The 20,343-nt window shown below is 60.4% G+C and carries 19 protein-coding genes and 2 tRNA genes; 14 read left to right on the forward strand and 7 right to left on the reverse strand.

The window, feature by feature from the left end; genetic code table 11:
• Positions 1 to 11 precede the first annotated feature (11 nt).
• The 4 genes from TU73_RS22320 to TU73_RS22335 are packed head-to-tail and all read left to right on the forward strand — an operon-like array spanning position 12 to position 3,533.
• Positions 12 to 932 carry a metal ABC transporter substrate-binding protein gene (locus TU73_RS22320; protein ID WP_057014035.1) on the forward strand — a complete coding sequence of 307 codons (921 nt, stop codon included), beginning with the start codon at positions 12 to 14 and terminating at the stop codon, positions 930 to 932.
• A complete protein-coding gene (locus TU73_RS22325; RefSeq protein ID WP_057014036.1) occupies positions 929 to 1,675 on the forward strand; it encodes a metal ABC transporter ATP-binding protein in 747 nt (248 codons plus the stop codon). The genes TU73_RS22320 and TU73_RS22325 overlap by 4 nt, the downstream gene beginning before the upstream one ends.
• Complete coding sequence (locus tag TU73_RS22330) at positions 1,672 to 2,571, forward strand: metal ABC transporter permease (RefSeq protein WP_056846313.1); 900 nt, start codon at positions 1,672 to 1,674, stop codon at positions 2,569 to 2,571. The genes TU73_RS22325 and TU73_RS22330 overlap by 4 nt, the downstream gene beginning before the upstream one ends.
• Positions 2,571 to 3,533, forward strand: coding sequence for a metal ABC transporter solute-binding protein, Zn/Mn family (locus TU73_RS22335; protein ID WP_057014037.1), 963 nt, complete (start codon positions 2,571 to 2,573; stop codon positions 3,531 to 3,533). Before TU73_RS22330 ends, TU73_RS22335 begins: the two co-directional genes overlap by 1 nt.
• Here TU73_RS22335 and TU73_RS22340 read toward each other — a convergent pair.
• Positions 3,514 to 4,239, reverse strand: a complete 726-nt coding sequence (locus TU73_RS22340; protein WP_043050321.1) for a UTRA domain-containing protein — start codon at positions 4,237 to 4,239, stop codon at positions 3,514 to 3,516. The genes TU73_RS22335 and TU73_RS22340 overlap by 20 nt on opposite strands.
• 341 nt (positions 4,240 to 4,580) lie before the next feature.
• Here TU73_RS22340 and TU73_RS22345 point away from each other — a divergent pair, with 341 nt between their 5' ends.
• From TU73_RS22345 to TU73_RS22380, 8 genes are all read left to right on the forward strand, one after another.
• Positions 4,581 to 5,657 carry an ABC transporter substrate-binding protein gene (locus TU73_RS22345; RefSeq protein ID WP_057014038.1) on the forward strand — a complete coding sequence of 359 codons (1,077 nt, stop codon included), beginning with the start codon at positions 4,581 to 4,583 and terminating at the stop codon, positions 5,655 to 5,657.
• Between the two features lie 176 nt (positions 5,658 to 5,833).
• A complete protein-coding gene (locus TU73_RS22350) occupies positions 5,834 to 6,640 on the forward strand; it encodes an alkaline phosphatase family protein (protein WP_057014039.1) in 807 nt (268 codons plus the stop codon).
• Positions 6,641 to 6,645: 5 nt separating this feature from the next.
• Entirely contained in the window at positions 6,646 to 7,482 is an 837-nt protein-coding gene (locus TU73_RS22355) for an ABC transporter permease (protein WP_162276336.1), read from the forward strand.
• Positions 7,469 to 8,269: an ABC transporter permease gene (locus TU73_RS22360; RefSeq protein WP_057014041.1), complete on the forward strand. Its 801-nt coding sequence runs from the start codon at positions 7,469 to 7,471 to the stop codon at positions 8,267 to 8,269. Before TU73_RS22355 ends, TU73_RS22360 begins: the two co-directional genes overlap by 14 nt.
• Positions 8,266 to 9,255, forward strand: coding sequence for an ABC transporter ATP-binding protein (locus tag TU73_RS22365; protein ID WP_057014042.1), 990 nt, complete (start codon positions 8,266 to 8,268; stop codon positions 9,253 to 9,255). Before TU73_RS22360 ends, TU73_RS22365 begins: the two co-directional genes overlap by 4 nt.
• Positions 9,256 to 9,288: 33 nt before the next feature.
• Complete coding sequence (locus TU73_RS22370) at positions 9,289 to 9,942, forward strand: HAD family hydrolase (RefSeq protein WP_057014043.1); 654 nt, start codon at positions 9,289 to 9,291, stop codon at positions 9,940 to 9,942.
• Positions 9,943 to 10,303: 361 nt separating this feature from the next.
• Entirely contained in the window at positions 10,304 to 12,385 is a 2,082-nt protein-coding gene (locus tag TU73_RS22375; protein ID WP_231984812.1) for a carboxy terminal-processing peptidase, read from the forward strand.
• A gap of 120 nt (positions 12,386 to 12,505) precedes the next feature.
• Positions 12,506 to 14,275 carry a bifunctional diguanylate cyclase/phosphodiesterase gene (locus TU73_RS22380; RefSeq protein ID WP_057014045.1) on the forward strand — a complete coding sequence of 590 codons (1,770 nt, stop codon included), beginning with the start codon at positions 12,506 to 12,508 and terminating at the stop codon, positions 14,273 to 14,275.
• Here TU73_RS22380 and TU73_RS22385 read toward each other — a convergent pair.
• The 4 genes from TU73_RS22385 to bamJ all read right to left on the reverse strand — a co-directional run bounded on the left by TU73_RS22385 (position 14,272) and on the right by bamJ (position 16,616).
• Entirely contained in the window at positions 14,272 to 14,643 is a 372-nt protein-coding gene (locus TU73_RS22385; RefSeq protein ID WP_005786715.1) for a hypothetical protein, read from the reverse strand. The two genes, TU73_RS22380 and TU73_RS22385, sit on opposite strands and share 4 nt — an antisense overlap.
• Positions 14,640 to 14,978, reverse strand: coding sequence for a helix-turn-helix domain-containing protein (locus TU73_RS22390; protein WP_057014046.1), 339 nt, complete (start codon positions 14,976 to 14,978; stop codon positions 14,640 to 14,642). Before TU73_RS22390 ends, TU73_RS22385 begins: the two co-directional genes overlap by 4 nt.
• Before the next feature lie 96 nt (positions 14,979 to 15,074).
• Complete coding sequence (locus TU73_RS22395) at positions 15,075 to 15,530, reverse strand: YkvA family protein (protein WP_057014047.1); 456 nt, start codon at positions 15,528 to 15,530, stop codon at positions 15,075 to 15,077.
• Between the two features lie 345 nt (positions 15,531 to 15,875).
• Positions 15,876 to 16,616, reverse strand: coding sequence for a BamJ family beta-barrel-assembly machinery protein (gene bamJ / locus TU73_RS22400; protein WP_043050311.1), 741 nt, complete (start codon positions 16,614 to 16,616; stop codon positions 15,876 to 15,878).
• A gap of 247 nt (positions 16,617 to 16,863) precedes the next feature.
• Between bamJ and TU73_RS22405 the strand changes: the two genes are divergently transcribed.
• Positions 16,864 to 18,672, forward strand: coding sequence for a c-type cytochrome (locus TU73_RS22405; protein ID WP_057014048.1), 1,809 nt, complete (start codon positions 16,864 to 16,866; stop codon positions 18,670 to 18,672).
• Between the two features lie 29 nt (positions 18,673 to 18,701).
• Positions 18,702 to 19,835: a catalase family protein gene (locus tag TU73_RS22410; RefSeq protein ID WP_414860415.1), complete on the forward strand. Its 1,134-nt coding sequence runs from the start codon at positions 18,702 to 18,704 to the stop codon at positions 19,833 to 19,835.
• Positions 19,836 to 20,146: 311 nt separating this feature from the next.
• On the opposite strand, the gene TU73_RS22415 is transcribed toward TU73_RS22410, so the two are convergent.
• Positions 20,147 to 20,223 (reverse strand) — tRNA-Asp (locus TU73_RS22415).
• A 19-nt stretch (positions 20,224 to 20,242) separates the two neighbouring features.
• Positions 20,243 to 20,318, reverse strand: a tRNA-Val gene (locus TU73_RS22420).
• Positions 20,319 to 20,343 lie beyond the last annotated feature (25 nt).

A 20,343-nucleotide genomic window follows, 5' to 3' on the forward strand; every position in this document is an offset into this window, starting at 1 on the left:
ACCGATTGCCCATGTCTATTTCATCGCCCCTGTTGCGCCTGTTGCTAGTCAGCTTTCTCAGCCTGATGCTCGCCCCCCTGGCGAATGCCGAGGCAGCCAAGCGCCTGCGTATCGGCATCACCCTGCACCCCTATTACAGTTATGTCGCCAATATCGTCGGCGACAAGGCCGAGGTGGTGCCGCTGATCCCGGCCGGCTTCAACCCCCATGCCTACGAGCCACGCGCCGAAGACATCAAGCGCATCGGAACCCTCGACGTAATCGTGCTCAACGGCGTCGGCCATGACGACTTCGCCGACCGCATGATCGCCACCAGCGAGCGCCCGGACATCCCGGTAATCGAAGCCAACGCCAACGTGCCGCTGCTGGCCGCCACCGGCAATGCCGCACGCGGCGCGGGCAAGGTGGTCAACCCGCACACCTTCCTGTCGATCAGTGCCTCGATAGCCCAGGTCAATAACATCGCCCGCGAATTGGGCAAGCTCGACCCGGACAACGCCAAGGTCTACACCCAGAACGCCCGCGCCTACGGCAAGCGCCTGCGCCAGATGCGCGCCGACGCCCTGGCCAAGCTGACCAGCGCGCCAAACCCCGACCTGCGTGTCGCCACCGTGCACGCTGCCTACGACTACCTGCTGCGCGAATTCGGCCTGGAAGTCACCGCCGTTGTCGAGCCGGCCCACGGTATCGAACCAAGCCCCAGCCAGTTGAAGAAAACCATCGACGAGCTGCGCGCCCTGGATGTGAAGGTTATCTTCTCGGAGATGGATTTCCCGTCCACTTACGTCGACACCATCCAACGTGAATCCGGGGTCAAGCTGTACCCGCTGTCGCATATTTCCTATGGCGAATACAGCGCTGAAAAGTACGAAGTGGAAATGACCGGCAACCTCAACACCGTAGTCCGGGCAATCCAGGAGTCGGGGGCATGACGGCGGCGCAGCAACTGAACCTGGCCAGCGTCGGCCCGACCCTGAACTTCGAAAAGGTCTCGCTGACCCTGGGTCGCACCGTGATTCTTGATGGCGTGAGTTTCCAGGTACAGCCGGGCAGCACCCATGCGCTGGTCGGCCCCAACGGCGGAGGTAAAAGCTCGCTGATCAAGACTCTGCTCGGGCAGACGCCCCACCAGGGGCGTTTGAGCCTGGAATGGCCAACCACGCCCGGCACCATCGGCTACGTACCCCAGGCACTGGAGTTTGATCGTGGCTTGCCGATGACCGTGGATGATTTCATGGCCGCCATGTGCCAGCGCCGCCCGGCGTTCCTTGGCCTGTCCAGGCATTATGCCGCCGCCATTGGCGAAGCGCTCGAACGGGTAGGCATGCAGGACAAGCGCAAGCGCCGCATGGGCGCGTTGTCCGGTGGCGAACGCCAGCGCGTCCTACTGGCCCAGGGCCTGATCCCGGCGCCGCAATTGCTGGTGCTGGATGAGCCGATGTCAGCCCTCGACGAAGCGGGTATCCAGGTCTTCGAACGCTTGCTCAATGACTGGCGCCTGGCTGGGATCACCGTGCTGTGGATCGAGCACGACCTGGACGCCGTCGGCCGACTGGCCGAGCGCGTCACCGGGCTGAACCGCCGCGTGCTGTTCGACGCCACGCCAAAAGAGGCGCTGACCCCGGACCGCCTGTTGACCCTGTTCTCCACTCACCCTCGGAGCCCGGCGCCATGAGTTATGAAGCCTTTCGCTTGATGGTCCAGGGCTGGGCCTCTTCCGGGTACCTGCCGGAAGCCCTGGCCTACGGGTTTGTGGTCAACGCCCTGCTCGCCGGTTTGCTGATCGGCCCGGTACTGGGCGGCTTGGGTACGCTGGTGGTGGTCAAGCGCTTTGCGTTTTTCTCCGAAGCGGTCGGCCATGCCGCACTGACCGGCGTGGCCGTGGGCATCCTGCTCGGCGAACCCTACACCGGGCCCTATGGCAGCCTGTTCGGCTACTGCCTGCTGTTCGGCATCCTGCTGAACTACCTGCGCAACCGTACCGGCCTAGCGCCGGATACCCTGATCGGCGTGTTCCTGTCGGTGTCCCTGGCACTGGGCGCCAGCCTGCTGCTGATCCTGGCCGGCAAGATCAATGTGCATATTCTGGAGAACGTGCTGTTTGGCTCGGTGCTGACGGTCAATGGCAACGACTTATTGGTATTGGCAATCGTCGGTTCGCTGGTGATGGCCCTGGCGTTGCCGCTGTACAACCGCATCATGCTCGCCAGTTTCAACCCGCAGTTGGCGGCGGTGCGTGGTGTGGCGGTGAAAACCCTGGATTATCTGTTCGTGATCCTGGTGACACTGATCACCGTGGCGGCGGTCAAGGTCATCGGCGCGATCCTGGTCGGTGCGCTGCTGGTGATTCCAGCCGCCGCGGCACGTCTGTTGAGCCAGTCGCTCAAGGGGTTCTTCTGGGTGTCGGTCGTCATCGCCACCGTCAGCACCCTGTGCGGGATTCTGTTGCCGATCATCTTCGACCTGCCGATCCCGTCCGGCGCCGCAATCATCCTGGTTGCCGGTATCGCCTTTGCCTTCGCCGCCATTGCCCGCGGCACCGTGCCCAGCCTCAAAGGGAATCTTGGATAATGCGCCCTGTCTTTCGCCCCATGGCCCTGGCCATCGCTTGCTTGATCAGTACTCCGGCGCTGGCCGCCGTTGATGGTTTCGATCCGAAGGAGTTCAAGGCCAACCACGGCCTCGGCCATGCCGCGCTGACCAAGGCCAAGTCGGTAAAACCGGTCAAGGTCCTGGCCTCGCTGCCCATCACCTACGGCTTGGCCGAAGTGCTGCTCAAAGGCACCGACGTGCAGCTTGAACGCGCCGCTCCCGCCAACCTGCCAGGCTCGCGGCAGGTGTCCTATTTCACCGGCCGCGGCGCTGCGGCACTCAATACCTTGGCGCAGGACGCCGATGCCGCCATCGGTCTGCGTTCCCTGTGGGCCGATGACCCGCTGTACCCGGTGGCGCGCCGCAGCAATATCCGTATCGTGGAAGTGGATGCCGCACGCCCGGTGGACGGCGGCTTGCCAGGGATCGCCGTGCAACCCGGCGCCACCGACGGTTTGAACAGCCAACCCTGGCAGTCGAGCAACAATATGGGGCGCATGGCCGATGTGATGGCCGCCGACCTGAGCCGCCTGGCACCGGGCGCCAAACCGAAGATCGACGCCAACCTGGCCGCCCTCAAGCGACGCCTGCTCAAGCTCAACGCCGACAGCGAGGCGCGACTGGCAAAAGCTGGCAACCTGAGCGTGGTCAGCTTGAGCGATCACTTTGCCTACCTGGTCAGCAGCTTGAACCTGGAACTGGTCAGTACCGATGTGCGACCCGATGCCGACTGGACGCCTGAGATGCTGCAAAAGCTCAGTGCGCAGTTGAAGGACAATGACGTGGCTGTCGTGCTGCATCACCGTCAACCAAGTGAGACGGTGAAAGCGGCCGTCACTGCCGGCGGCTCCACGCTGCTGGTGTTGAATGTGGACGGTGCCGACCCGGTGGCCGAGTTGGAAACCAATGCGGATCAGGTGATCAAGACGCTGACGCCATGACATCCACCCCCACATGAATCGCATCATGGCGCCAGAACTCCAGGTCACAATCGATCAGGCGCTGGTGCTGGTCATAGTTGACCCGGGCGATGCGCAAGCCCGGGCTGCCCACCGACACGCGCAACGCGGCGGCGGCCTCCACTGGCAGGGAAGTCGGCACGATCTCAAAGCGCACCCGTCCATAGTGCAAATCGTACTTGCGCGCATACAGCTCGGTCATCGACTGATTCAAATCACACGCCAGAATCCCCGGAAAATACCGGGGGTTCAGGTAGTGCTCCACGTACAGCACCAGACGCCCGTCGATCCTGCGGCTGCGGCAAATCTGGATCACGCTGGACAGCGCCGGCAATTGCAACCAGGCACACACCGCCGCCGACGCCGGTTGCAGCCGCGCCGAAATCACTTCAGTGCAGGCCACACGCCCCTGGTCGCTGACCATCGCGTGAAAGTGGCTGCGTTGCATCAGGTTATAGGCCAGTCGCGGCGGCGATACGAACCAGCCGCGACGCTCTTCGCGATAGATCTGCCCTTGAGCCTCCAGCTGTAACAAGGCTTCCCGCACGGTAATCCGAGTGGTACCAAACAACTCGCTGAGCTTGCGTTCGGCGGGCAACTTGCTGGCTGGCGGCAACAGGCCATGGTCGATTTGCTCTTGCAGCGCCAGGCCAATGGAGGTTACCGCCTTGATTGCCTCATCACGCATCAATGTTACCTATCTGGACTAGACCAGCACCGTTCGGGTGCACAAAACGTGCTCTATCTGGGCTTTTGCCAGCCTAGGCATTGGAGATGACCGACAGATGACAGCGGCCATCGGCTGCCTGCAGCACACCCTGCAATACATCGGCCAAGTCCCTTAACTGCGGGCACTTGGGCATGGTCTACGCTAAGTCTGAGCTGAGCGACATCAGCGCTTTGAAAACGACATCGACATGAAACTGTCATCCATCGGGCCTAGATTGGCTCAGGTATTGCTGACCTAGACCAAACCACCGCTAACGTTCATATAAAACGCCGCGTTGAAAACGCCCAAAGGAGCTTCGGATGAAACAGCTTTTCCTGGCATCACTGTTAGGCTCGACCATTGCCATGTGCACCGCCGCCATGGCCGCTGATACCGATTTGAAAACGCTCGAAGCCGCCGCGAAAGCGGAAGGCGCCATCAACAGCGTCGGCATGCCCGATGACTGGGCCAACTGGAAAGGTACCTGGGCAGACCTGGCCAACACCTACGGCCTCAAGCACATCGACACCGACATGAGTTCGGCCCAGGAAATCGCCAAGTTCAAAGCCGAAAAAGACAACGCCAGTGCCGATATCGGCGACGTGGGTGCAGCCTTCGGCCCCATCGCGGTGAAGCAGGAAGTCACCCAACCCTACAAGCCTTCCACCTGGGCACAGGTGCCAGACTGGGCCAAAGACAAGGACGGTCACTGGGCCCTGGCCTACACCGGCACCATTGCCTTTATCGTCAACAAGAAGCTGCTGCACGGCTCCGAGGTTCCCACCAGTTGGGCTGACCTGCAGACCGGCAAGTACAAGGTGTCGGTAGGTGACGTGAGCACCGCCGCCCAGGCGTCCAACGCGGTACTCGCCGCCGCCATCGCCAATAAGGGCGACGAGAAAAACATCACACCGGGCCTGCAATTCTTCACCAAGATCGCCCAGCAAGGTCGCCTCTCGCTGTCCAACCCGACCATCGCCACCATGGAAAAAGGCGAAGTCGAAGTGGGTATCGTCTGGGACTTCAACGGCCTGAGCTACAAGGCCAAGATGGCCAACCCGGACGACTACGTGGTGCTGATCCCTTCGGATGGCTCGGTGAAATCCGGTTACACCACCATCATCAACAAATACGCCAAGCACCCGAACGCCGCCAAGCTGACCCGCGAGTACATCTTCAGCGATGCCGGCCAGCTCAATCTGGCGAAGGGCAATGCCCGTCCTATCCGCGCTGAAACCGACCTGAAACTGCCGGCCGATATCGCCAAGAACCTGATCCCGGGCGAACAGTACACCAAGGCCAATCCGCAACCAATCAAGGATGCCGATGCCTGGGAAGCGACCTCCAAGAAGCTGCCGCAACTGTGGAACGAGCAGGTCATCGTAGAAATGAAGTAATCGGTCTCTCTGATCCAAGTGCGGTCAGTGTGGGAGCTGGCTTGCCTGCGATAGCGGTCTGACATTCAACATTTGTGTCCATTGATACACCGCCATCGCAGGCAAGCCAGCTCCCACATTTGATCCCATTCCAAGGTGATCTGAGCCATACCCTCTGTTGCGGAGCCCCAGCCCCCATGAAGCACAATGTCATCCTTGTCGTGCTCGACGGCCTGAACTTCGAGGTCGCCAGGCACGCCATGGGGCACTTGCAGGCCTATGTCGGCGCAGGACGCGCAGCCCTCTACACACTGGAATGTGAACTGCCCGCCCTGTCCCGCCCGCTGTATGAATGCATCCTCACCGGCGTGACGCCGATTGACAGCGGCATCGTGCATAACAACGTCTCGCGCCTGTCCAACCAGCGCAGCGTCTTCCATTACGCCACCGATGCAGGCTTGACCACGGCAGCGGCGGCTTACCATTGGGTCAGTGAGCTGTATAACCGTACGCCCTTTCTCGCCGCCCGAGATCGCCACACTGACGACAAGGCGCTGGCGATCCAGCATGGGCATTTCTACTGGCATGACCACTACCCGGATTCCCACCTGTTCGCCGATGCCGAAAGCCTGCGGCTCAAGCACGCGCCGAACCTGCTGCTCGTGCACCCGATGAACATCGACGACGCCGGCCACAAGCACGGCCTCGACTCCGCGCAATACCGCAACAGCGCACGCTCGGTCGACATCATCCTGGCCGACTATCTGCAAGCCTGGCTCGACGCCGGCTACCAGGTGATGGTTACCGCCGACCACGGCATGAACAACGATCGCTCCCACAACGGCCTATTGCCAGAAGAGCGCGAAGTCCCCCTGTTTGTACTCGGCGACGGGTTCAGCCTGGACAGCAATGCCGCGCCCAAACAGACAGACTTGTGCGGCACGGTGTGTGAACTGCTCGGCGTACCCCACGACAAACCTGTGTGCCGGGAGCTGCTGAAGTGAATTCAATGTCCCGCGGCAAATGGCTGGCCCTGCTCTGTCTGGTGCCCTTCGCACTGTTCTTTATCGTGTTCGAGATTGCGCCGCTGGTGTGGGTGCTGATCAACAGCCTGCAGACCGAAGAGTCCGGCTGGGGCCTGGAAAATTTCACGCGAATCTTCACTTCTAAGTTCTACCGGCAGGCGATCCAGTTCAGCCTGGAGATCAGTTTCTACTCCAGCATCTTCGGCATCATCATCGCCACCCTGGGCAGTTACTCCCTGCGCCGGGTGGATTCGCCGCTGCGCAACTTCGTCACGGCCTTTGCCAACATGACCAGCAACTTCTCCGGCGTGCCCCTGGCCTTCGCGTTCATCATCCTGCTGGGGTTCAACGGCAGCATCACCATCATGCTCAAGCAGGCCGGGATCATTCAGGACTTCAACCTGTACTCGAAAACCGGCTTGATCATCCTCTATACCTACTTCCAGATTCCCCTCGGCGTGCTGTTGCTCTACCCGGCCTTTGACGCACTGCGCGAAGACTGGCGCGAGTCGGCCGCCCTGCTCGGCGCCAATGGTTGGCAGTTCTGGCGGCATATCGGTTTGCCGGTGCTGACGCCGGCACTGCTGGGCACCTTCGTGATCCTGCTGGCCAATGCCCTGGGCGCCTACGCCACGGTGTATGCCCTGACCACCGGCAACTTCAACGTGCTGCCGATCCGCATTGCCGGCCTGGTCTCCGGCGATGTGTCGCTGGACCCGAACATGGCCAGCGCCCTGGCCGTGGTGCTGGTGGCGCTGATGACCGTGGTCACCGTGGTCCATCAACTGCTGCTCAAGAGGAGCTACCATGTCACGCGCTGATGCCGGCCCGGCCACCCTCTACCATCGGGTTGTGGTGTACCTGTTGTTCCTGATCCTGGTGCTGCCGCTGATCGGCACCTTTGTGTATTCCATTGCCAGCAGTTGGTCGGCCACCATCCTGCCTGCCGGTTTCACGGCGAAATGGTATGTACAGCTGTGGAGCGACCCGCGCTTCCTGATGGCATTCGGGCAATCGTTGCTGGTGTGCGTGGGGGCGCTGATCCTCTCGGTGGTGCTGATCCTGCCGCTGCTATTCGTGGTGCATTACCACTTCCCCAGGCTCGACGCGCTGATGAACATCCTGATCCTGCTGCCCTTTGCTGTACCGCCGGTGGTGTCGTCGGTGGGCCTGCTACAACTGTATGGCTCCGGGCCATTAGCGATGGTGGGCACGCCATGGATCCTGATCGGCTGCTACTTCACCGTGGCGCTGCCGTTCATGTACCGCGCGATCACCAATAACCTGCAGGCCATCAACCTGCGCGACCTGATGGACGCATCGCAACTGCTCGGTGCCAGTACCTGGCAGGCCGCGATACTGGTGGTGCTGCCCAACCTGCGCAAGGGCCTGATGGTGGCGCTGCTGCTGTCGTTCTCGTTCCTGTTCGGCGAGTTCGTGTTCGCCAACATCCTCGTCGGCACCCGCTACGAGACCTTGCAGGTGTACCTCAACAACATGCGCAACAGCAGCGGCCACTTCACCAGCGCCGTGGTGATTTCCTATTTCTTCTTTGTGCTGGTGCTGACCTGGGCCGCCAATATCTTGAACAAGGACAAAAGCCAATGAGCTTCGTCAGCGTCCAACATCTGCAAAAAGGCTACTCCGGTACCCCAGTGTTCAGTGATATCAACTGCGAAATCGCCAAGGGCGAGTTCGTCACCCTGCTCGGCCCGTCCGGTTGCGGCAAGTCCACGCTGCTGCGCTGCATTGCCGGGCTGACCTCGGTGGACAGCGGCAAGATCCTGCTGGATGGCCAGGACATCGTGCCCCTGAGCCCGCAGAAACGCCATATCGGCATGGTGTTCCAGAGTTACGCGCTGTTCCCCAATATGACCGTGGAGCAGAACGTCGCCTTTGGCCTGCGCATGCAAAAGGTCAACGCCGACGACAGCCACAAGCGTGTGCAGCAAGTGCTGCAACTGGTTGAGCTCAAGGACCTCGCCGGTCGCTACCCGCACCAGATGTCCGGTGGCCAGTGCCAGCGCGTGGCGCTCGCCCGCTCCCTGGTGACCCGCCCGCGCCTGCTGTTGCTGGATGAGCCGCTGTCGGCGTTGGATGCGCGGATTCGCAAGCACCTGCGCGAACAGATCCGCCAGATCCAGCGCGAGCTGGGGCTGACCACGATTTTCGTGACCCATGACCAGGAAGAAGCCTTGACCATGTCTGACCGCATCTTCCTGATGAACCAGGGCAAGATCGTGCAGAGCGGCGATGCCGAGACGCTCTACACTGCGCCGGTGGATGCATTCGCCGCCGGTTTTATCGGCAACTACAACCTGCTGGACGCCGACAAGGCCACTCAACTGCTGCAACGCCCGATCAACAGCCGTATTGCCATTCGCCCGGAAGCCATCGAGCTGAGACGCAACGGCGAACTGGATGCGCTGGTGCGCAGCCACAGCCTGTTGGGCAACGTGATCCGCTACCGCATCGAAGCCCGCGGTGTAGAGCTGGTGGTGGACGTGCTCAACCGCTCGGCCGACGACCTGCACCCGGACGGCCAGCGCCTGGCACTTTCCATCGACCCCAGCGCCCTGTGTGAAGTAGCCTGACAGGCAGCGACCCATTGAGAGAGAACATGACGGATGGCATTGGTAATTTTTGATCTGGACGACACCCTGATCCACGGCGACTGCGCCACCCTGTGGAGCGAACAGATGGGCCGCCTGGGCTGGGTAGACCCTGAGTCGTTCATGCGCAGGAACAACGAATTGATGGACGCCTACAGCCGAGGCGAGTTGCGCATGGAAGACTTCATGGACTTCAGCCTGGAACCGATGATCGGCCGCACCCCGGAAGAGATCGAGCATCTGGTGGAGCCTTGGGTCGAAGACGTGATTGAGCCGCTGATCTATAGCGACGCCACCAAGACCATTGCCCGCCACCGTGCGAATGGTGATCGGATCCTGGTGATTTCCGCATCGGGCACTCACCTGGTCACGCCGATTGCGGCGCGCATCGGTATTGAAGAAGTGCTGGGGATTAACCTGGACGTCGGCCACGGCGTGTACAGCGGCAAGACCGCAGGCGTGCTGACCTATCGTGAAGGCAAGATCACGCGCCTGTTGGAATGGCTGGAGCACGAAGGGGAAACCCTGGAGGGCGCGTATTTCTATTCGGATTCGCGCAATGATTTACCACTGCTGCTCAAGGTGGATCACCCGCAGGTGGTGAACCCGGACCCAGTGTTGCGCGCCCACGCCGAACAGGCTGGCTGGCCGATCCACCATTGGACCTGAATCAATAGAGATCAACCTGTGGGAGCTGGCTTGCCTGCGATAGCGGTGCGACAGTGAAGAATTCTTCATCTGGTGCACCGCTATCGCAGGCAAGCCAGCTCCCACACTGACTGCATTTCAATCCAGGATTCGGTCAGGCTGTTGGCAATATGGACTACATCGAATGTAGGACTGGGTTCTTCTAACCCTCCACATGCCCCTCAACGCCTTGCAATGCTTTCACAGTGCCTCCATAGTGAGTCTGGACTGAGCCCGTAGCAGTAGTGCCGGGCTTTTTGCATTATGCGACCGGACCATATGGAACCGGCTCCCTCAAAGACGGCCTAATATGCGTTATCAATTGCCCCCGCGTCGAATCAGCATGAAGCATCTGTTCCCCAGCACCGCCTTAGCTTTTTTCATTGGTCTCGGCTTCGCGTCGATGTCGACCAATACGTTCGCAGCCAATAGCTGGGACAATCTTCAGCCTGATCGCGATGAGGTGATTGCCAGCCTCAACGTCGTCGAGTTGCTCAAGCGTCATCACTACAGCAAGCCGCCGCTGGACGACGCTCGCTCGGTGATCATCTATGACAGCTACCTCAAGCTGCTGGATCCGTCGCGCAGCTACTTCCTGGCCAGCGATATCGCTGAGTTCGACAAATGGAAGACGCAATTCGACGACTTTCTCAAGAGTGGCGACCTGCAGCCCGGTTTCACCATCTACAAGCGTTACCTGGACCGCGTCAAGGCGCGTCTGGACTTCGCCTTGGGTGAGCTGGACAAAGGCATCGACAAGCTCGACTTCACCCAGAAGGAAACCCTTCTGGTGGATCGCAAGGACGCTCCGTGGCTGACCAGCACCGCAGCCCTCGACGACCTGTGGCGCAAACGCGTCAAGGACGAAGTGCTGCGCCTGAAGATCGCCGGCAAAGAGCCCAAGGCCATTCAGGAGCTGTTGACCAAGCGCTACAAGAATCAGTTGGCGCGCCTGGACCAGACCCGTGCCGAAGATATCTTCCAGGCCTACATCAACACCTTTGCGATGTCCTACGACCCGCACACCAATTATCTGTCGCCAGATAACGCGGAAAATTTCGATATCAACATGAGTCTGTCCCTGGAAGGCATCGGTGCCGTCCTGCAAAGCGACAACGACCAGGTCAAGATCGTACGCCTGGTGCCGGCAGGTCCGGCGGACAAGACCAAACAGGTCGCCCCGGCAGACAAGATCATCGGCGTGGCCCAGGCTGACAAAGAGATGGTCGATGTGGTCGGCTGGCGCCTGGACGAAGTGGTCAAGCTGATCCGTGGGCCGAAAGGCAGCGTGGTGCGCCTGGAAGTGATTCCGCACACCAATGCACCGAACGACCAGACCAGCAAGATCGTGTCCATCACCCGTGAAGCGGTGAAGCTCGAAGACCAGGCCGTGCAGAAGAAAGTCCTCAACCTCAAGCAGGATGGCAAGGACTACAAGCTGGGCGTGATTGAAATCCCGGCCTTCTACCTGGACTTCAAGGCCTTCCGTGCAGGTGATCCGGACTACAAGTCCACCACCCGCGACGTGAAGAAAATCCTCACGGAACTGCAGAAAGACAAAGTCGACGGCGTGGTCATCGACCTGCGCAACAACGGCGGCGGCTCCCTGCAGGAAGCCACCGAGCTGACCAGCCTGTTTATCGACAAGGGCCCGACCGTGTTGGTGCGCAACGCTGACGGCCGCGTCGACGTGCTCGAAGACGAGAACCCGGGCGCCTTCTACAAGGGGCCGATGGCATTGCTGGTCAACCGTCTCTCCGCCTCGGCCTCGGAGATTTTCGCCGGCGCCATGCAGGACTATCACCGTGCGTTGATCATCGGCGGCCAGACCTTCGGCAAAGGCACCGTGCAGACCATCCAGCCGCTGAACCATGGTGAGCTCAAACTGACGCTGGCCAAGTTCTACCGGGTTTCCGGGCAGAGCACCCAGCACCAGGGCGTGTTGCCGGATATCGATTTCCCGTCGATCATCGACACCAAGGAAATCGGCGAAAGCGCCCTGCCTGAAGCCATGCCGTGGGACACCATCCGCCCCGCGATCAAGCCGGCGTCGGATCCGTTCAAGCCGTTCCTGGCGCAGTTGAAGGCTGACCACGACACCCGCTCCGCCAAGGATGCCGAGTTCGTGTTTATCCGTGACAAGCTGGCCCTGGCCAAGAAGCTGATGGAAGAGAAAACCGTCAGCCTCAACGAAGCGGATCGCCGTGCACAGCACTCCAGCATCGAGAACCAGCAACTGGTGCTGGAAAACACCCGCCGCAAGGCCAAAGGTGAAGATCCGCTCAAAGAGCTGAAGAAAGAAGATGAAGACGCACTGCCGGCCGAAGCCGATAAAACCAAGCCGGAAGATGACGCCTACCTGGCCGAAAGCGGTCGAATCCTGCTCGATTACCTGAAAATCACCAAGCAGGTGGCCAAGCAGTAAATGATGGCAATTTAATGTGACCCCCTCCTCGGAGTGTCATCATATAGACATCATTCTGTCGTGAAATGAAAGGACCGCAGGCTTTATGCCTGCGGTCCTTTTTTTTCGATCGAGATCGCCATGACCATGACCGAACAGCTGAATGCATTGGGCTCAATCCTGGCTCAAGGCAGTCTGCACAGCCTGTTCCAACCGATCATTTGCTTGTCGCAGCGGCGTATTCTCGGTTACGAAGCCCTCAGCCGCGGCCCGTCCAACAGCCCCCTGCACTCCCCCGTCGCGCTATTCTGCGTGGCGCGCCAGGCCGGGCGCCTGAGCGAGTTGGAAATGGCGTGTCGAGAGAGTGCGTGCCGGCGTTTCAGCGATCAGAAACTGCCGGGCAAGCTGTTTCTCAATATCTCACCGGAATCCTTGATGGAGGCTGCGCATCAGCCGGGGCGCACCCTGCAACTGCTGCGTGACTTCGGTATTGCGCCCAGCCAGGTGGTGATCGAACTCACCGAGCAGACGCCCACCGATGATTTCACCCTGCTGCAAACCGCCCTGCATCACTATCGCGACATGGGCTTTGCCATAGCCCTCGATGACCTGGGTGCCGGTTATTCCAGCCTGCGATTGTGGTCGGAGCTACGTCCGGACTACGTGAAGATCGATCGGCACTTTATCGACGGCATTCACCAGGACGCGCTCAAGCGCGAATTTGTCGGCTCGATCCTGCAGATCGCCAGGGCGTCCCGCGCCCAAGTGATTGCTGAGGGGATCGAACGACCGGAGGAACTGGCGGTGTTGACCGAGATGGGTGTCGACTTGATCCAGGGTTACCTGCTCTGCCGCCCTCAGGAACAGCCGCCACAGGAAGCGCGCCTGATGTTGCCCAAGTCAGATAACGCCACGATTACTCTCAATGACGAAGGCAGCGATCTGAGCGCCTTGCTTAATGAACAGCCAGCGGTGGATCAAGAGACTGCCACCGCCCAAGTGCTGGAATCGTTCCGTCGCCAAGCCAACCTTAACTCGCTGGCGGTGCTGGATGGCTGCGGTCGCCCGGTCGGTATTGTGCATCGGCATTCGTTGTCGGACGCGCTGCTCAAGCCGTTCGCCACGGATCTATTCGCGCGCAAACCCATCAGCCGCTTGATGAGCAATGACTTCCTGGCGGTGGAGTTGAGCCAGTCCTTGCAACAGGTCAGTCGATTGCTGACCAGTCGCGCGCGACAGCGCATCGAAGAAGATTTCATCATCACCTTGAACGGCGATTATCTGGGCTTGGGCCGGGTCATCGATGTGCTCAAGTTGATCACCGAACTGAAAATCCAGCAGGCACGCTACGCCAACCCATTGACCTTGCTACCCGGCAACGTGCCGATCCAACAGTGCCTGACGCGGCTGTTACAGCAACAGCGCGAGTCAGTGATCTGCTATGTGGATATCGACAGTTTCAAGCCGTTCAATGACATCTACGGCTACGGGCGTGGAGATGAAGTGCTGCTATGTCTGGCGCAATGCCTGAACGACCGGGTTGACCCCAGCCGCGACTTTGTCGGGCATATCGGTGGTGATGATTTTCTGCTGGTACTGGGCCCGCAAGACTGGCGCAAGCGGCTTAACCAGTTGCTGGATGATTTCCACACCCAATGTCGACGCTTTTACCGCCCCGAGCACGTTGATGCTGGATGCTTTGTCGCACTCAACCGCCAGGGCGTGCGCCAGGAGTTCGCCCTGCTGTCGCTGTCCATTGGCGTGGTGCATCTGTACCCACAGGCCTGCGCACAGCTCGATGCCAGCCAGTTGGCAGAGTTGGCCTCACAAGCCAAGCACCAGGCCAAGGACGTGGCCGGCTACAGCATCCATGTGATCGACAGCATGGACAGGGTCCCCCAGGCGCTTTAGGCCTCGGCGGATTCCGGGTACTCGTACTCGAACACCCGCACCACTTCCGAAGCATGCCAGGACGCAGCGGCAACACCATCAGATGGCCCGCTGAAACGCCCCAGGCGCTCCACACACTCAAAGAAACCGGTGCGCGGCAGGCGGCTGGCACCCTGGCTTATCACCAGTGAACTGCGCAGCGGCTGCTCGGCCTTGGCATCCAGCGCCGCCAGGTGTTCCAGGGCGGCGGCCAGGGTCTGCATGGCCGGCGTCGGGAACTGCAGGCGCTCCAGTAGCGCACGGTACGTCAGCAAATGGCGCTGGCGACGTGCCTGGTCCAGTTCATTGAGTAACCCATCCCAGTGCTGACGGCTGATACGTAGGCTCAAGACTCATCCCTCCAACCTGCAACGCCCAATTCCCAAGCCAGGCTGCGGCGAATGGCGGCATCCGGCTGGCGTTCACCACTTTCAATCAATCCAAGATACGAGGGGCTGATCCCCACCGTGCGTGCCAAGGCCTCGATCGCCAGGCCCTTGGCTTCACGCAGGCCGCGCAGGTCTGCTAGCGGGCGCAGGTCCTGCTCGGTGGCGATGGGGGCGACAGGTGAAGGAGCGAGTGTAGGTTGCTGCTGACCGGCAGCTTTTAGCAGCGCCTGGTACTGGTCCCATGGCAACACCGCATACTCGGGTTCGCCATTGCGTGAAATGATCTGGATATCCATGACTGCCCCGTAGGATAAATACACTTACTAAGTAAGTTCTTTCCTTAGAAGTCTAATCCTAACAGCCACAAAGGTCGTAGGGGATACCCAACATCATTAGTTTTTTTGCGGGTTTTCCTGGGCCAGCAGCTCAGGCGTTGCAGGCAGGCGCTCAACCACCGCCAGTTTTTCCGGACGCTGCGCCTCGCGCCAGGCACGAAAGGCGCTCAGTTCGCCGCTCAGGGTCTTCATGACCCATGCCAGCACTGCGATGTCGTCGAGCATGCCGAACATGGGGATAAAGTCCGGGATCGCATCAATCGGGCTGAGGAAGTACATCAGCCCCGCCACCACCGAGATCAGCGCCTTGGGGCTGATCGCCCGGTATTCGCCGCGCCAGTAAGCCAGGCACAGGGCCTGGAGCAATTTGAGATCATCCTTGAGCTGGCCCAGCCGGTTGCCCTGGCTTGAGCCTTTGGCCGCGACGGCAAATAGCAGGGTCGGCAGCCGCCCACGACCCAGCAGACGAGCCGCCATAGGCAGGAAACGGGTGAAATTGAAGGGTGGTTTCATCGGTCACTCCAGTTCCAGGCGATATAAAAGGTTATCCACACAAATTGTGGATAACCTTGTGAACAGAGCCTGTTTTATCGGCTGAAAGCCACGCTCTACAAGGCTTGCAGTCAGATCGGGCGTTTTTTGCGCACATAAAAAAAACCCAAGATTTCATTGACTTGGCATGCGCGTGCGGCTACCCGTGCTCGAGTCTTATATCAGACTGTTTCCGCCGCTGTGGGTTCTATCGGATTTCACTGCTGGGGCAAGCTTGCCCGCCAAACTAAGGTCTGCACTACAAAACTGAACTGATAGAAACAACAACGCCCCGTCGAGACGGGGCGTTGTCTGTTCAGGCGCCGATTATTTTTTGGCGGCTGGTGCAGCAGGTGCTTCAGCAGCGTCTGCCTTGGCTGGGTCCTTGATGGCCAGCAGTTCCAGGTCGAATACCAGCACGGAATTGGCTGGAATCGCCGGGCTCGGGCTCTGGGCGCCGTAGGCCAGGTCAGACGGGATGTACAACTCGACCTTCTCGCCAACGTGCATCAGTTGCAGGCCTTCGACCCAACCCGGGATCACGCCGCTGACCGGCAGGTCAATCGGGCTACCGCGATCCACGGAGCTGTCAAAGGTGGTGCCGTTGGTGAGCTTGCCGGTGTAGTGCACAGTCACTACGTCGGTTGGCTTGGGCTGGGCGCCGTCGGCCTTCTTGACGATCTTGTACTGCAGGCCGGAAGCGGTGGTGACGACGCCGTCTTTCTTGGCGTTGTCTTCGAGGAATTTCTTGCCGGCGGCTGCCGACTCTTCGCTCATCTTGGTCATGCGTTCTTCAGCACGCTTTTGCAGTGCGGCAAACGCCTCGACCAACTCGTCGTCCTTGAGCTTCTGTTCTTTCTTGCCGACGGCATCTTCAATGCCCTGGGCCACAGCCTTGGAGTCCAGGTCGTCCATGCCTTCCTGGGCAAGGCTCTTGCCCATGTTCAGGCCGATGCCATAGGAAGCTTTCTGCGCCGGGGTTTTCAGCTCTACGCTGGTCTGCGAATCACAACCCGCAAGTACCAGGCTAACCAGGGCCACCGCCGCCGCCAACCGATGCTGTTTCATGCTATTTCCTTGTTCATGCGCCAAAAGGGCATTCGAATAAAGTCGCGAGCTTATCAGGCGGCCACGACCAATGGCTACCGGCATGTGAGCAGGAAACTTCTGATAAGTTCACGTGTTTAAAAGCATTTTCATTCATTATGGAGCACCGCGACGGATCGCGGGACCGCCTGCAACCAGGCTACTGGCTACTTGCCGCACCTGTGGTGTAGTGGCATAACAACGCGACAACTCGACAAGGATAGTTATCTTGCGCATTTTTTCCCGTGTTTTACTCCTGATACTCATCGCCCTCGGCCTGATCCTGGCCGTGGTGCTCTATTACACCATTAACCCCAAGCTGCCGGACTACGTGCCAGTGCAGCAGGTGCACTACCAGGATCAATGGAGTGCCGCTGACCGCCAGGTCTATTACTTCACGCCCCAGGGCACCCAGGTAAAAGGCCTGCACTACGACTGGTTCACCGCCCTGGAGTTGCCGTTCTCCGAGCAATGCTTTGCCGCGCCGCAGTACCTGGCGCGCTTCGGCTTCCTGGTCGACCCCAAGCAGGTTCCCACCACACAGAACCCAGGCAACCTGCCAGTGGGTTTCGCCCGACACCAGAACGCCGGCAGCAAGGTTCAGTACCTGGACATCACCTGCGCCGCGTGCCACACCGGCGAACTGCACTTCAAAGGCCAGGCCCTGCGCATCGACGGTGGCTCTGCGCAACATGTATTGCCCTCCAGCGTCCCGACCTTGCGCGGCGGCAGTTTCGGCCAGGCGCTGGTCGCCAGCCTTGCCGCTACCTATTACAACCCGTGGAAGTTCGAGCGCTTTGCCCGCAGGGTCTTGGGTGACCGGTACGACGCCCAGCACGGCCAACTGCGCAAGGACTTCAAGCAATCGCTGAACCAGTTCCTCAAGGTCGCCTGGAATGACACCCATCGCGGCCTCTACCCCACCGAAGAAGGCCCCGGCCGCACTGACGCCTTTGGGCGCATCGCCAATGCAAGCTTTGGCGACGCCATTTCCCCAGACAATTACCGCATCGCCAACGCGCCTGTGGACTACCCGCAGTTGTGGGATATCTGGACCTTCGACTGGGTGCAATGGAACGGCTCGGCCCAGCAACCCATGGCGCGCAATATCGGTGAAGCCCTCGGGGTAGGCGCGACCTTGGCATTCTTCGACAGCGCCGGCCAACCGCTTCAGGGCGATGCCCGCTACCCGTCGAGCGTGCGGATGCGCGACTTGCACCTGATCGAAGAAACCCTGCAACGCCTCAAGCCGCCAACCTGGCCGGAAGACTTGTTCGGCGCCATCGACAAATCCCTCGCCGCCCAGGGCCGTGCACTCTTCGCCGAAAACTGCGCTGGCTGCCATGTACCGACTGTTACCGAGGAAAATGGGCGCCCAGTACAGCAATTGAAAATGCTGCCTGCGGACTACATCGGCACCGACCCCGGCACCGCCAGCAACATTGCCGACCAGCGCTACGACCTCAGTGCCCTGCAATGGGACCCGTCCGAACTGGCCCAGCTGGATGTCCAATTGCACCCCACGCCCACCGCGCCGTTGGACCTGAAAAACATGTCCGTGGCCCAGGGCCTGGCCTACGTGACTGCCTTCGTCGAAGAACATGCCTACCGCGCTGCCGGCGTGACCCCAGCGGAGCGCCCACAACTGGACGGATTCGGCCTGCCCATCGGCGTACGTGAATTACGTGCCTACAAAGCGCGGCCGCTGGCCGGCGTATGGGCCACCCCGCCGTTCCTGCACAACGGCTCGGTGCCGACGATCTACCAACTGCTGTCGCCCCAGGACGAACGCAGCACCACCTTCTACAAGGGCACCTTCAATTACGACCCTCGCCACCTGGGCTTTGAAAGCGCCGCCTTCAAGAATGCCTTCCTGTTCGATACCCGGATCACCGGTAACCACAACAGTGGCCACGAATTCCGTGCAGGTGCACGCGGCAATGGCGTCATTGGCCGTGGCCTGCTGCCGCAGGAACGCTGGGCGCTGCTCGAATACCTCAAAGTGCTGGGCGGCCCGCTGGAGCATCAACTGCCATGATTATCCGATCGCAAAACAAGGACCGTTCCATGCTCACTCGTCTGTGGCTGCGCCTTGGCGCCGTTCTCGGCAAAACCCTGCTGTGGCTGCTGGGACTGGGCTTGTTGGGGTGGCTGCTGGCGACCCTCTGGTTCGCCTGGCACCACAGCGGCCCGGTGTCACCGGATGAACAGATCCCACCGGGTGAAGCGGCCATGACCCAAGGCATCATCCAGACCGCAGTCCGCATCGTCGACCAGCATCGCGAAGGCACCCGCTACCTGCGCGACGCCCACGCCAAGGCCCATGGCTGCGTGAAAGCCGAAGTCAGTGTGCTGGCCGATCTCGATCCAGCGTTGCGCCAGGGCGTGTTCGCCGAACCGGGCAAGACCTGGGAGGCGACCATGCGCCTGTCCAACGGCAACGCCTACCCGCAGTTCGACAGCATCCGCGATGCCCGCGGCATGGCAATCAAGCTGCTGGATGTGCCTGGCAAACAGCTGATGGCCGACCAGCAAACCCGCACGGAGCAGGATTTCGTGATGTTCAGTCATCCGAATTTCTTCGTCAGCGATGTAGCGGAATATGCGCAGAACATCGGCGCGCAGGCGGACGGCAAAAAGGTCCTGGCATTCTTCCCCAAGCTCGACCCGCGCAGTTGGCAAGTGCGCCACCTGTTTATTGCCCTGGCCACCCTGGCGCCCGCACCCGCCAGCCCGACGCAGACCACCTACTTCTCAGTTTCGCCCTACAAGTTCGGCGCGGCCAACGCCAAGTTCCGCGTCGCGCCCGACCCGCAAAGCTGCCCGGACTATGTGCTACCCAAACAGAATCAGGCCCTGCCGAACTTCCTGCGCAGCGCCCTCACCCAACAACTGTCCACCGACCGTGTAGCGGCCTGTTTCGTGCTGCAGATCCAGCGTCAGAACCCGCAGAAGTTCATGCCGATCGAAGACACCAGCATCGAATGGAAAGAAAGCGACGCGCCGTATGAGACGGTGGCGAAGGTCAGGATCCCCGCCCAGGACTTCGACACACCGGCGCAGAACCTGGCCTGCGACAACCAATCGTTCAACCCATGGTTTGGTGTGGAAGCACACCGCCCTATCGGCGGCATCAACCGGTTGCGCAAGGCGGTGTATGAAGCGGTCAGCGATTACCGGCACAGCCGCAACGCGCCGTAAAAAGTGCGTAACAACAGGCCCGGCGGCGTAAGGATTGCGTCGGGCCTATTGAGCAGCTTGCGCCCCGTCTCTACCGTGATGGCATACCCCATCATTGCGTAGGAAGTCATCGTGGAAAGCTCAACCCTCGGCATGATCGTACTGACCATAATCGCTGTATTCGGCACGGCATCTTTCTGCTTCGAACACTTGGCAAGGCGCCAGCCGCGCAGGAAAAAAGCCGAATAGAAAAATCACAGACGAAAAAAAGCCCGCTCGATGAGCGGGCTTTCTGTGGCGACCTGGCGTTCAGTGTTCCAGGTTGCCGAATATGGCGCAGCGGACGGGACTCGAACCCGCGACCCCCGGCGTGACAGGCCGGTATTCTAACCGACTGAACTACCGCTGCGCGTAACACTTGAAGCGAATGGTGGGTGATGACGGGATCGAACCGCCGACCCTCTGCTTGTAAGGCAGATGCTCTCCCAGCTGAGCTAATCACCCTTCGTTTCGGTGTGGGCGCATCATA

It is taken from the genome of Pseudomonas libanensis (assembly GCF_001439685.1).
Lineage (GTDB): Bacteria > Pseudomonadota > Gammaproteobacteria > Pseudomonadales > Pseudomonadaceae > Aquipseudomonas > Aquipseudomonas libanensis.